Origin of the sequence: Burkholderia thailandensis E264 (assembly GCF_000012365.1) — a bacterium.
GTDB lineage: Bacteria > Pseudomonadota > Gammaproteobacteria > Burkholderiales > Burkholderiaceae > Burkholderia > Burkholderia thailandensis.
The window spans coordinates 3156379-3169215 of the sequence record NC_007651.1 but is presented as its reverse complement, the minus strand read 5'-3'; the positions used below and the strand labels follow the sequence as shown (position 1 = coordinate 3169215).

Annotated in this window: 13 protein-coding genes and 1 tRNA gene; 6 read left to right on the top strand and 8 right to left on the bottom strand. The window is 63.9% G+C overall.

The window, feature by feature from the left end; all coding sequences use genetic code 11:
• Nucleotides 1–181: 181 nt before the first annotated feature.
• Nucleotides 182–352, bottom strand: coding sequence for a hypothetical protein (locus tag BTH_RS26270; protein ID WP_004191316.1), 171 nt, complete (start codon nt 350–352; stop codon nt 182–184).
• A gap of 168 nt (nt 353–520) precedes the next feature.
• On the opposite strand from BTH_RS26270, the gene BTH_RS26265 reads away from it, so the two are divergent.
• On the top strand, nt 521–709 hold the full coding sequence (locus BTH_RS26265; protein WP_009891870.1) for a hypothetical protein: 189 nt from the start codon (nt 521–523) through the stop codon (nt 707–709).
• A gap of 224 nt (nt 710–933) precedes the next feature.
• Here the strand turns inward: BTH_RS26265 and BTH_RS26260 are convergent, their stop codons facing one another.
• From BTH_RS26260 to BTH_RS26240, 5 genes are all read right to left on the bottom strand, one after another.
• Nucleotides 934–2325, bottom strand: a complete 1392-nt coding sequence (locus tag BTH_RS26260) for an MATE family efflux transporter (RefSeq protein ID WP_009891868.1) — start codon at nt 2323–2325, stop codon at nt 934–936.
• A 7-nt stretch (nt 2326–2332) separates the two neighbouring features.
• Complete coding sequence (locus BTH_RS26255; RefSeq protein ID WP_009891867.1) at nt 2333–2650, bottom strand: DUF2288 domain-containing protein; 318 nt, start codon at nt 2648–2650, stop codon at nt 2333–2335.
• Between the two features lie 265 nt (nt 2651–2915).
• Nucleotides 2916–4541, bottom strand: coding sequence for an acyl-CoA synthetase (locus tag BTH_RS26250; protein WP_009891866.1), 1626 nt, complete (start codon nt 4539–4541; stop codon nt 2916–2918).
• A gap of 348 nt (nt 4542–4889) precedes the next feature.
• Complete coding sequence (locus BTH_RS26245) at nt 4890–5591, bottom strand: peptidoglycan DD-metalloendopeptidase family protein (RefSeq protein WP_009891864.1); 702 nt, start codon at nt 5589–5591, stop codon at nt 4890–4892.
• Nucleotides 5592–5810: 219 nt separating this feature from the next.
• Nucleotides 5811–6719: an aldose 1-epimerase gene (locus tag BTH_RS26240; protein WP_009891863.1), complete on the bottom strand. Its 909-nt coding sequence runs from the start codon at nt 6717–6719 to the stop codon at nt 5811–5813.
• 211 nt (nt 6720–6930) lie between these two features.
• On the opposite strand from BTH_RS26240, the gene BTH_RS35385 reads away from it, so the two are divergent.
• From BTH_RS35385 to BTH_RS26220, 5 genes are all read left to right on the top strand, one after another.
• Entirely contained in the window at nt 6931–7056 is a 126-nt protein-coding gene (locus tag BTH_RS35385; protein ID WP_080511537.1) for a UDP pyrophosphate phosphatase, read from the top strand.
• A gap of 245 nt (nt 7057–7301) precedes the next feature.
• Entirely contained in the window at nt 7302–8132 is an 831-nt protein-coding gene (locus BTH_RS26230) for an undecaprenyl-diphosphate phosphatase (protein ID WP_009905986.1), read from the top strand.
• A gap of 170 nt (nt 8133–8302) precedes the next feature.
• Nucleotides 8303–8379: transfer RNA gene (locus tag BTH_RS26225), tRNA-Arg, on the top strand.
• A gap of 343 nt (nt 8380–8722) precedes the next feature.
• Nucleotides 8723–9226 carry a hypothetical protein gene (locus tag BTH_RS34035; protein ID WP_127446439.1) on the top strand — a complete coding sequence of 168 codons (504 nt, stop codon included), beginning with the start codon at nt 8723–8725 and terminating at the stop codon, nt 9224–9226.
• 23 nt (nt 9227–9249) lie between these two features.
• On the top strand, nt 9250–10509 hold the full coding sequence (locus BTH_RS26220) for an IS256 family transposase (RefSeq protein WP_009891862.1): 1260 nt from the start codon (nt 9250–9252) through the stop codon (nt 10507–10509).
• Nucleotides 10510–10522: 13 nt separating this feature from the next.
• Here the strand turns inward: BTH_RS26220 and BTH_RS26215 are convergent, their stop codons facing one another.
• Together BTH_RS26215 and BTH_RS26210 are read right to left on the bottom strand one after the other, a co-directional pair.
• Nucleotides 10523–10987 carry a ParB N-terminal domain-containing protein gene (locus tag BTH_RS26215; RefSeq protein WP_045592491.1) on the bottom strand — a complete coding sequence of 155 codons (465 nt, stop codon included), beginning with the start codon at nt 10985–10987 and terminating at the stop codon, nt 10523–10525.
• On the bottom strand, nt 10965–12551 hold the full coding sequence (locus tag BTH_RS26210; RefSeq protein ID WP_011402474.1) for a recombinase family protein: 1587 nt from the start codon (nt 12549–12551) through the stop codon (nt 10965–10967). The genes BTH_RS26215 and BTH_RS26210 overlap by 23 nt, the downstream gene beginning before the upstream one ends.
• Nucleotides 12552–12837 lie beyond the last annotated feature (286 nt).

The window sequence follows — 12837 nt, the reverse complement described above, 5'->3', positions numbered from 1 at the left end:
GCGACGCGCTGCGGTCGCGCACATTCCGGCGCGCAAACGGCGTCTGTCCCGCAGGCCGCAGGCCGGCATCAGCGGTGATCCCGAGCGGGCGTGTCCGCGCCCGACGCAGGCGCGCCGTGCGTTCTCGCGCGCGGCGGCGCGCTCGTCATCCGTGAGGCGGCGGAAGCGGGGCGCTCGGGCGTCAGTGCTTGCGCCGCCAGTCGAGCAAGTGATGCTCGGCCATCCAGTGATGGATCATGCCTTCACCGTTGTGCGCGCGCTTGTACTCGCGCGATTCGTACACCGACAAGCTGACGAGCACCAGCAGCCCGATACCCAGGCCGATCAGGCCTGCAATCGATTCGGCATCCATGGCAGTCCTCCTTTCAAACGGACGTAGCGCCACGTCTACATAGTAGGACATGCCGACGCGGACGCGAAGCCGCGCGTCGGCGTCATCGCGCGCCGATTTACAGTAGACTCGCCGGGCGCTATCCGGTGAGAACCGGGGCGCGATCGACCGATCATCTCGAGGAATTCCATGATTCGCATTGTCATCGCCGCGCTCGTGGCGGCTGCGCTCGCCGGCTGCGCGAGCGATCCCAGGGGCCGCCGCGGCACGCCGCCGCAAGATCCGCCCGACTATCAGGGCGTGCCGACCGACATGACGCCGCCGTCGATGCTCGGCGAGCCCGGCGCGGGCGGAGGCATTGCGACGCCTGCGAAATGACCGCGATCGAGGCGGCATACGTGGCGGCGGATGGAAAGCGCGTGATGAGCATGTTGGCCTTCAGCCGGACGATTGATACGCGTCCGCGTCCGAGCGAGCCGCGTGGGCGACGCGATCTGGCCGCCGGCGCTTGCATGCCGGGCTGACGGCGATCGACGACCGGCGGCCGCCGATGCGCGACGCGGATGGGCGTCGTCTTTACCGTGGCCGGCGCGATGTGCGCGTCAGCCGGCGGCGCGCGCCGGCGCCGCCGCGTCTTGCGCGATGGCTTGCTCGAGCGCCGGCAGCCGGCGTGCAAGCGTCGCGCCGCGTGCGGCCATGAACACGAGCAATGCGATCCAGAGCCCGTGATTGCCGAACGGGCCGACCAGCGCGAGCGTTGCGGCGACGAACAGCGCGAACGATGTCGCCATCGCTCGCATCAGTGCGCGCGTGTGCGTCGCGCCGATGAACACGCCGTCGAGCATGAAGCCCCAGACGGAAATGACCGGCGAGAGCGCGGCCCACGGAAGATAGCGTTCTGCTACGCCGCGCACGGACGATTGATCGGTGAGCTGCGCGACGATCCAACTGCCGGCGCCCCAATAGGCGAGCGCGAACGCGAGCGCGCCGATTCCCGCCCACAAGAACGTCGTGCGCAGCGCTTGCCGGAATGCATCGCGATTTCGCGCGCCGGCCGCGGCGCCGACGAGCGCCTCGGCAGCATGCGCGAAGCCGTCGAGCGCATATGCCATGAAAGTCTGGAAATTGAGGAGCAGCGCGTTGGCTGCGAGCGTTGCGTCGCCTTGCCGCGCACCGAGATGCGCGAACCAGCCGAACGCCGACAGCAGGCACAGCGTGCGGATGAAGATATCGCGATTGAGGGCGACGAGACGCGCGAGCGCCGCGCGATCGAAGAGTTCGGCGCGACCGATCTTCGCGAGGCCGCGCGGGTTCAGCCAGCGCAGCAGCAGCAAGCTGAGCGCGAAGCCCGTGATGTCGGCGGTCGCGGTCGCGGCGCCGATGCCGGCGACACCCCAGTCGAAGCGGTACACGTAGAGCAGCACGGCGCCGATGTTGACGACGTTGACGAACACCTGGATCACGAGCGCTAGACGCACGCGCTGCATGCCGAGCAGATAGCCGAGCACGACATAGTTCGCGAGCGCGAACGGCGCGGCCCAGATTCGTGCGTGAGCGTATTCGAGCGCGGTTGCGCGCACTGCATCGCTACCGCCGAGCGCGGCGAACGCGATGCCGACGAGCGGTGTCTGCAGCGCGAGCACCGCCGCGCCGAGCGCGAACGCCAGCAGGAGCGCGCGCAGCACGTTGATGCGGATTCCCGCGAGGTCATTCGCGCCGAATGCCTGCGCGACGAGCCCGGTCGTTCCCATCCGCAGGAAGCCGAAGCCCCAGTACACGAAACTGAAGAAGAGGCCGCCGAGCGCGACACCGCCGAGATATTGCGGGCCGTTCAGGTGGCCGGCGACGGCCGTGTCGACTGCGCCGAGAATCGGTTGCGTGAGGTTCGCGGCGATGATCGGCAGCGCGAGGCCGAGGACGCGCCGATGCCGGTTCCCGGCAGGTCGCGGCTCGGGGTCTTCGCCCGCGTGCGCGGAAGTGGAGGAGGCGGACATCGCGGCGTTATGCGCGTTCCTGCACGCACACCCACGGCGACACGACGACTGCCCAGAGCTCCGGATCGCGCGTTGCATAATCCTGCGCGGTGCTGGCCTGCATCCGCTCGACGTGGCCCGCGGACAACCAGCGCGTGACCTGTTCCTTGTCGTCACTTGCGATCGCTTCGGCAACGCTCACGAGATCGAGATCGCGCGCGACCGACAGCAGCTTGCCTTGCGCGAAAAAACGCTCGAGATCGCACCAGTCGATCTTCGCGGTTTCGCCGAGCAGGTTCAGATAGAGCGGGCTGTGCGACTCGGAGGATGGGGTGTTCGAAGACATGGAGTGACGTGACGGAACGACAGTGAGCGCAACTATAAACCATTCGCGCGGCCGGCGAGACTCGGCCGTTCGGACGAGTTTCGCGACGGACGGCGGCATGCGACGATCGGGGCGTGCGTGTGTCGACGCGGCGTTCGAACGGCAGGCGCGGGTGCCGCCGCGCTATTTGCACGGCGGCCGCGATGCCGGTGTCGCGCATAAGCGCAGAGCGGCCCGGCTGCTTCGCTCATGCGGCAACGCGACGATGCGCGGCGCATCGCGCGCGTCAAGCGTCGCGCAGCGCGCGGCGGATGATCTTGCCCGTCGCGGTCATCGGCAGGTTGTCGACGAATGCGACCGCGCGCGGATATTCGTGTGCGGCGAGCCGTGTCTTCACGTGCGCCTGCAACTCGCGTGCGAGCGCGTCGTTTGCTTCGTAGCCGGCGTTCAGCACGACGAACGCCTTGACGATCTCGGTGCGGGTCGCGTCGGGCACGCCGACGACAGCCGCCATTCGTACGGCCGGGTGCTTGAGTAGACAGTCCTCGATCGGACTCGGGCCGATCCGGTAGCCGGCGCTCGTGATCACGTCGTCGTCGCGGCCGACAAAGCGAACGAAGCCGTCGGCGTCGGCGACGCCGACGTCGCCCGTCAGCAGAAAGCCGCCGGCGAATTTCTCGCGAGTTGCATCAGGCTTGCGCCAATAGCCGATGAACATCACGGGGTCGGGCGCACGTACGCCGATGTTGCCCTCGGCGCCGGGCGGCAGCACGTTGCCTGCATCGTCGACGATCGCGACGCGATGTCCGGGCACGGCCTTGCCGATCGTGCCCGCGCGCGGCTCGAACAGCGCGCCGCACGACGACAACACGACGTTGCATTCGGTCTGGCCGTAGAACTCGTTGATCGTCACGCCGAACGCATCGCGGCCCCATGCGACGAGTTCGGCGCCGAGCGACTCGCCGCCGCTCGCCACCGATTCGAGCGCGAGCGCGTAGTGCCCGCGAGGCTGCGTGACGGCCGCGCGCATCAGCTTCAGTGCGGTCGGCGGCAAGAACGTGTGCGTGACGCCGTGCCGCGCGAGCAGCTCGAACGCGGCTGCTCCGTCGAATTTCTCGAAGCGTCGCGCGAGCACCGGCACGCCGTGATGCAGCGACGGCAGCAGGACGTCGAGGAGCCCGCCGATCCACGCCCAGTCGGCGGGCGTCCAGAACAGGCGCGCACGCGCGGGAAACAGGTTTTGCGACATCTCGACGCCCGGCAGATGGCCGAGCAGCACCCGGTGCGCGTGCAGCGCGCCCTTGGGTTTGCCCGTCGTGCCGGACGTGTAGATGATGAGCGCGGGATCGTCGGCCGATGTGTCCGCCGGCTGAAACGTGTCCGATTCGGCCGCGAGCGCCGCATCGAATGCGAGCACGCCGGGCTCGGCGAGATCGGGCGCGCCGTCGACGCAGTAGATCGTCGCGAGTGACGGCAGCGATGCGTGCAGCGGCGCGATCTTCTCGTAGCCGGCGCGATCGGTGACGACTGCGACGGCGCCGCTGTCGCCGAGGCGGAATTCGAGCGCGTCCGCGCCGAACAGCGTGAAGAGAGGGACTGCGATCGCGCCTAGCTTGTAGGCGGCCAGATGGGCGATCGCCGTTTCCGGGCATTGCGCGAGCAGGATGCCGATCCGGTCGCCGCGCTTCACGCCCGCGCGTGCGAAGCTGTTCGCGAGTCGATTAGAGCCGCTCCTCAACTCGTCGAACGTGTAGCGTGTAATGAAGCCGTCCGCATGCTCGTGAATCAGTGCGACGCGGCCGCTGCCGTCGGCCCACTTGTCGCATGCGTCGACGCCGATGTTGTAGCGCGCGGGAACGCGCCATGCGAAGCGGTCGACGAGCTCGGCGTAATCGGCGGCATGGGGCAGCATCGTGCGTCTCCGGTCGTTTTTTCGTGTGCCGTTTCGATGCACAGTACACCGAATCGCCGGGCGCGCGCTCGCCCGTTAGGGTCGATCCTAGACGGCACGTTCATGCACAAACCACAAATGCTGCGTATGATCGTTTTACCAACGATAGATACGACCATGAACCTGCTTCTGATAGCTACGGGGCTCAGCGTCATAGGGATCGGCGCGCTGGTGGCGTTCGCGCGCCACGTCGATCCGCTGTCCGGCCGTCTGCACGGCCGGCTGCGCAAACGCTGATCGCATTCCTGATCCGTTCGCCCGGCACGCGCCGGACTGCGTACGTCGCGCCGTCGTGCGCGCTGCGCCGCGTCAGCGCGACGGCAGGTAGCGGGCGGGATCGATCGAGCGGCCGCCGTAGCGCAGCTCGAAGTGCAGCGCGACGCGATCGTTGTCGGTATCACCCATCTCCGCGATCTTCTGCCCCTGCGCGACCGTCTGGCCTTCCTTCGCGAGCAGCGTGCGGTTGTGCGCGTACGTCGTCAGAAAATCGGCGTTGTGCTTGATGATCAGCAGATTGCCATAGCCGCGCAGGCCGTTGCCCGCATAGACGACCGTGCCGGCCGCCGCCGCGAGGACGGGCGTGCCTGCGGTGTTCGCGATGTCGATGCCCTTCGATTTCGCTCCGTCGAACGAGCGGATCACGTTGCCGGCGGCGGGCCAGACGAGTGAGATGCTCGACGCGGGCTTCACGGAAGGCGCGGACGATGTGGCGGGCGACGAGGGCGCCGGGCGACTCGGGCTACGCGATGCGCTCGTCGTGCCCGGCGTCGACGCGGAGCCGGGCGGCGGCGCGATGCGCAGTACTTGACCGACTTCGATCGCGTCGGGATTCGTGATCTGGTTCCAGCGGACGATGTTCGCGACCGACTGGCGGTTCGATCGCGCGATCTTGGAGAGCGTGTCGCCGCGCTCGACCCGGTAGAAGCCGGGACCGACGGGCGTCGAGCCGCACGCGGCGAGCAGCGCGGCAAGCGATGCGACGACGAGTCGTCTCGTTGTTTTCAGAAACATTGAACCTCGCAAGGCGCCGCCGCGACGGTGCGCGGCGGCGGATACAAAAACGTCTAATTTTAACGGGTTCGGTACGGGCCTCGCCGTTTCGGGCCAGCATCGGCGTCGGAAGGGCTTGCGTGGAAGGATGCGTGCGGGTGAGGCGGGGCGGCGCGGCAGACGCTCGCGAGGGGAGCCGCGCCGCATCGTGCGGGCGCGCGCCGACGCCGGCCGGGCGCGTCAGGCGAGCGGCGTCACGCGAATGCGCAGCGCGGCGGTTTCCGTCGCGCCGGGCGCGACATGCCGCAGGCCAAGGCCGTTGTGAATCGCGTCAGGCAGGCCGAGCCATGGCTCGATGCAATAGAAGTTCGATCCGGGTGCTTCGGTCCAGGTCGTCACCGCGTACCACGGCACCGAGCCCGGACGGTTCAGGTCGATCTCGATCGCGTGCCGGCGGCCGGGCATCAGCACGCGCACCGGCTCGGCGGGAATGCCGTCTAGGCAGTGGAAGCGGTCGAGGATGGCCGGATCGTCGAGCGTATAGCGCGATGATCCGGGTTCGGGGGCGCTGATCGAGCCGTCGTCGAGCTGGCGGCGCCGCCGAGTCGGCGGCAACTCGAGCACGGTCGACGCACGCTCGGCGTGCGGCAGCGCGAAATAGAAATGATGGCCCGGGTAGTGCGGCAGCGGTGCGTCGCCGAGATTGGTCGTGGAGAGCGCGACGTCGAGCGTGCGCTCGTCGACGAGCCGGTAGCGTGCGGCGAAGCGGAATTCGAATGGGTAGCCGGCATGCGTGCGCTCGCTGCCGTGTAGCGACAGCGTGACGCCGCGACCGTCGGCGTCCGCTTGCGAGTCGAACGGCAGATCGCGCGCGAAGCCGTGCATCGGCAGTTCGCGCACGACACCCGCGCCGTCGCGCCAGAAACCGATCCGCCCGTCCACTCGATGCCGGCCGAGAAACGGGAACAGTAGCGGATTGCCGCCGCGGATCTTCGCGGGATTGGACCAGTCTGCGGCATCGGGCCAGAAGACGATGCTCGCGTCGCCGATACTCCATGACAGCAGCCGGCCGCCCGCTTCGGGCGCGATGCGTGCGAGCGATGCGCCGTCGGTGAGTTCGAGGATGTCCTGATTCTGGAAAGAGGGCATGGTGGCAGGCGTCGAGGTTTTCCAAGGTAGGTCGCCAAGGATAGCGGAATCGCCGCGCCGCGGGGCGCGCGCATCGGTGCGGCAGGCGACCGGGCGTGCGGCCGGCGCAAGCTCGTCGTGAGCACGGGCGGGCGCCGAGTGCATGGCGCACATGCGGGAAACCGAGAATGTCAAAAACAGCAAGCTGTAAGGATAATGACCCGGACCGGTCATGTTGATCGTGCCGGATCTGTCCCAACAAGGAGCGAGCATGGATCTTGCAACTGCGATGGCCCTCACGCTGTTCGGCATGTTCACGGGCAGCACCGTGTTGTTCTTCTACAAAGTCGGCCGCTGATTCGGCCGCCTTTCGTTCCGAAAGCGCTGTCTCAGTGCGTGGCGGTTTGCTTTCTATTTACTTTCGTTCGCATTAAAAGTGTATCTGGCTGTTAGCCAGGTACCCGATTCGCGCCAAACGCCTTGGCGCGGTCATTCTCGCTCGGCATAATCGGGGCGCGGTTTTTTCGGGCGGCGCGGCAATCTGCGCGACGCCGTTCCCGTCGATTCTCCTCGCTTAACCCTCTCCGATAAAAGGACCGACGCGTGAGCCTCTGGTTTCTGGTATTTCTGAGCGTCCTGCAGGGCGTCACCGAACTCTTTCCCGTCAGCAGCCTCGGGCATACGCTCCTCGTGCCCGCGTTGTTCGGCATGCATATCGACAAGCACGCGCCGCAACTGCTGCCGTTCCTCGTCGCGTTGCACCTCGGCACCGCGTTCGCGCTGCTGTGGTATTTCCGCGAGCGCTGGATTGCGTTGATCGCCGGCTTCTTCGCCTCGCTGAACGGGCGCAAGAACGACGAGGGCCATTTGATGTGGGCGCTCATCATCGGCACGATTCCGGCGGGGCTCGTCGGGCTGTTGCTCGAGAAGCGCATCGAACGCGTGTTTCACGATTTGAGGATTGTCGCGGTTGCGTTGATCGTCAACGGTATCCTGCTGTGGCTCGGCGATCGCATCCAGCGGGCGCGCGCGCATCGGCCTCCCGAAAAGCTGACGTTCAAGCAGGCGTTTTTCGTTGGCCTCGCGCAGGTGGGCGCACTGATTCCGGGTTTTTCGCGCAGCGGCCTGACGATGATCGCCGGCAACGCGGCCGGGCTCACTGCGGAAAAGGCGGCGGAGTTCTCGTTCCTGCTCGGCACGCCGATCATTTTCGCGGCGGGGCTGCTCGAATTGCCGAAACTGTTCCACGCGCCCGACCAGCTTGCCGACGCGCTGCTGGGCGGTGTGCTGACGGCGATCGCCGCGTATCTGAGCGTGCGTTTTCTGATGCGCTATTTCGAAGGGCGCGGGCGGCTCGCGTCGTTCGGCCTGTACTGCGCGCTCGCGGGGCTGTTCTGCCTCGGCTGGTTCATGTTCCACGCGCAGCCGGTTTGATCTGCCGCCATTGGCATTTCCGATCGCTTCCGCGAAGCGATCGGGTATAATTGCCGGCTCGGTTTTTGCCGGGTGCGTTGCGGGGCATTTTTCATGGCTGTCCGTGGTCTGCGACAGCCCGCCGCGACAATGAGCGCGGCGTTTGCCGCGATCTTCTCCTTCCTTTGCGACCGCCCTTAGCTCAGTCGGATAGAGCAACGGCCTTCTAAGCCGTAGGTCACACGTTCGAATCGTGTAGGGCGGGCCAATGAAATCAGTACATTGGCTGAAATTTTCGAATTTCCCATCCTCTGTTGGCATGCTCGTGTAGGCGACGTGTAGGTATTTGTGGTCAACCTGGATCGCAACCAATCCATGTGAACCGGCTGCTCTCACGTACAGGCGCTTGCAATGCCGAGCGCGGTTGCGCGACAAGATCGAGGCGTGGATGCTGGAGCAGGCGGGTATCGAGTTCCATGTGACCGAGACTCTGGCTGTAGGCGGGCGGTAGCTGAACGTAGCTCGTCTCATTGTTGGTTTGGCACACGTAAAATCCGTGGGTGACGGTGCCGACCCGGCGCCGTCAGTTATTCCAATGCGACGACGGGGCCATGACAGATACAAAATCGCAACAAGAACGCATTGCTGCCGCTAGAGCAGAGGCAGGTGAGCGGAAGAGGATGGGGGAGCAAGAGTCTTTCTATCGCAATTTTCTGTCTTTATCCGAAACGATACAGATGGTTGCCAACTGCATCCAAATTTCGGATGACGAGCTCGACCTGGTTGTACTGCCGGACAGCGAGCTGGGGGATGTTGCCGCTTTTGAGGCAAGGGTTGCTGCAACTTCTCTCAAACAGCTATTTCGAACCTCGCGAGCAGCCGACATACTTGGCTTGAACATTGCCAACACACCGGCAGGTCACCGCTTGCGCTGGTTCGACGTGACGACTGGACGAGGGGAAACCTATTGGCAGAGCGCTGCGGCGCGCGACGAAGGGCTGGCGCTTTTGGCTGACATGGCGAAATGGGAGTCCTCGGCTCGCGAAGCGCAACGTCGCCAAGCCATGTTCAATAGTTCACGCGAGCCTATCCGAATGTTTGTGTGTGAGGCATAAACTGATGGCCAAGGAGCCACTTTATGCCACGCAAACGCAAGGAAGAAGTGACGATTGAACCGGGCAAGGGCTTGAACCTGGACCCGGAACTGATCAAGCAACTGGTACCCGGAACGCTGGATCGGGCAACGATCAACGAGCAGCTCGCCGCGCTCAAGAAAGCAATCTTCGAACGCGCGCTGGGCGGCGAACTGACCCACCACCTCGGCTACGAGAAGGGCGATGCCAAGCCGGCAGGCCGCACGAACCACCGCAACGGCACCAGCCGCAAGCGCATCACGACCGACGACGACCTGCTCGACGTCGAGATTCCGCGCGACCGAGAAGGCACCTTCGATCCGGTGCTGATCGCCAAGGGCGAGCGACGCTTCACCGGCTTTGACGACAAGATCATCGCGATGTACGCACGCGGCATGAGCGTGCGGGAGATTCAGGGTTTCCTGCTGGAGATGTACGGCATCGAGGTGTCGCCGGACTTCATCAGTACGGTGACCGATGCCGTGATCGACGAAGTGCGCGAATGGCAGCAGCGGCCGCTCGAGCCGATGTACCCGGTCGTGTTCTTCGACGCCTTGCGAGTCAAGATCCGCGACGAAGGCGTGGTCCGCAACAAGGCGATCTACCTGGCGCTGGGCGTGCGCCGCGACGGCACACGCGACGTGTTGGGCCTTTGGATCGAGCAGACCGAGGGGGCCAAGTTCTGGCTGCGGGTGGTGAACGACCTTAAGCTGCGCGGCGTGCAGGATATCCTGATCGCCGTGGTCGACGGCCTGAAGGGCTTCCCGGAAGCGATCAACACGGTGTTCCCGGAAACGACGGTCCAGACCTGCATCGTGCATCTGATCCGGAACTCACTGGACTTCGCCAGCTGGAAAGACAGGAAATCGGTCGCAGCGGCGCTCAAGGAGGTCTATCGGGCACCGTCGGCCGAAGCGGCCGCCGTGGCGCTGGAAGCGTTCGATACGAGCCCGTGGGGTACGAAATACCCTCCGATTGCCGCGCTCTGGCGCCGAGCCTGGGATCAGGTGATTCCGTTCTACGCCTTCGCGCCTGACATCCGGAAAATTGTATATACGACCAACGCGATCGAGTCGCTGCACATGCAGCTTCGGAAGATCATCAAGGCGCGCGGCCACTTCCCGTCGGACGAGGCCGCGCTCAAACTGATCTGGCTGGCGCTGCGCAACGTCGTTGCCAAGTGGACCGGCTCCCGGCACGATTGGAAGAGTGCCATGACTCAGTTCGCACTGCTTTACCCGGAACGATTCAACATTGGAGTCTGAATCTCAACCCGCCTCACACACGAAATTCCGGATACCCCCAATCGGCGTCGAGATTGATTTTTCGGGCAATCTGCTCTGCGCTGTATCCTTTGGCGCGCAGCACTTGGATGCCGCTCAGCAGTTCTTCGGTCGTATGCCGCCGGCGTGCGATGTTCTCGGTCAATGAAATCAGGAATCGATCAACTTCCGGCGCATCGAAAATGCAGCACGGAATCATGGTCTCTCCCAAATGCTTCAGGGCTTCAAGGCGTCCCTGCCCGCATAGAACCTCGTACCAGTCGCCCTCCTTGTCTTTCCCGCCAAGCGCCACGCTGATTGGCCGCTTCAACCCGACCACGGCGATGTTCTCCACCAGTTGCGAAAAAAATAGGGGATTGCGTGTGCGCGGATTGAGTACGCGCAGCCGGTCAGCCGGAATTAGCAATATCTTCTCCGACGACGAAGGCGGCCCAGGTTTAGAATCTTGGTTGCCATTCATGACTGCCTCCACGTAGCGGCACTCGGCGGCCGAGATAGACGAGCATCGATAGGTCGTCGTAGCGGTAAGCGTCGAAGCCCTGTTCGTTGTAGTCGCCGAGGCGCAGCTGTTCTGACCAGACGTCGATGGCTGGAAGCAGGTAGTAGTCTCGGATCGACTGCGCGTCGGGGGCCATACGTACGGCGATCGTGATGTCGGGCTTCAGCGCGGTATCGAACCGTACAAGCCAGCGATTGGTGCCAGCATTGGTCGTGCGACATCGGCACAGGGCAAGCGAAACTGTGAATTCACCGTTGACCCGCAGCAGATCGGTTGTCGAGTTCCGATCTATTCGCGCTCCAGCGGCTGTCATGGCGTTCATTGCATCCGAAACGATGCTCGGATGCAGTTCGCGCAGACGGCGGTTAATTTCGAGGTAACGGTAGTCCCGATCCGGGGTATAGCCAATTAAGGTATATGTACGGATCAGGCTGCCGAAACGACCGGCGAACGCGCTGCTCGAAGGGCAGTCCGTTGTCTCGTCGATCACAATGCCGGATAGGTAGCCGTGTCGCAACAGTACCCGGCGTAACGCAGCCAGCATTTCTTCGTCGGTGAGCCGGTAAGAGCGTGCGAGGATAATCTGGCGCGCAGCATTGAAGATCAGCCGGTCGACAATGGGATCGAATGCGTCTGCTGCTCGTGCCCAGGCAGCCGGTGGATTTCTGACCCGTTCTTCCTTGAGCTTGAAGGACGTGCGATTCCAGACATTGTCACCGACGTATTTGTCATTGATCAGAATCTGGTGAACCGTGCCACGTGTCCAAGCGGTTCCACGATCCGTGAGTCTGCCCTCGCGATTGAGCAAGGCCGCGATTTCTGATTCGGTCAGCCCATCTTCCACGAATGCCTTGTATATCCAGCGCACAGTATCAGTTTCTTCGACCGGGCCGGGTACCAGGATCACGCGGTCGGTCTGGATTGACTTGTGCTCGCCAGGTTTCAGTTCAGCCTTCCGAGCACCGGTATGGTCGATCAGCATGCGGCGCAGACCATAGCCGGCCGGACCACCTTGCCTCACGCCAAGCTGAATGAGTCGCATTTGGCCGGCATGCACCTTAACGCTCAGTTCGCGGCTGTACTCACCGGCCATCGTGCGCTTCACATTTTTGATGATGCTGGATACGGCGCTGCCGTCATTCTCGAACTGCTCTGCACAGTACAACACTCGGACGCCGGCCTGCTTGCAGCGAATTTCATAGCTCGCGCTCTCGTCGGGATCCTGGAATCGGCCCCATCGGCTCACGTCGTACACGAGGACGACGGAATAGTCTGCCTGCCCTGATTCCACATCACGCAGTAATGCTTTCAACTGATCACGGCCTTCGAGTCGCAGCCCACTTTTCCCTTCATCGGCGTAAATTTTGACGATTTCAAGATTCCGTGCAGCGGCGAACGCGAAGATTACGTCCCGTTGGTTTTCAGTCGAATACTGCTGGTGTTCAGTGGACATGCGCACATAGGCCGCGGCACGTTCCGTGCCGTCGCTATTTTCCGCTCGATTTTTTCGTGCCCGCCGAATCACCGTATTCCCCACCGAAATGGAAGTCGCAGCCGTTTAATTTCTGCTATTTCGTCGTAGTCACATTGCGATCACAGCCAATATACTTTCGGAGATCGGAAATATGTTGCGGGAAACACGCAAGAAGTTGCCGATTGAACCAGGTCGAGGACTCACTGCTCGTGAATACGCAGTCGCGGTCGAGGTAGCGCTGAAACGAGAGATCGGAACGTCTCGGCTGGAACGGCCCCCTGAATCTCCGGACACAGTCTCCCGCTTAAACTAACGGGTAGGCATAGGACTGTGTTTT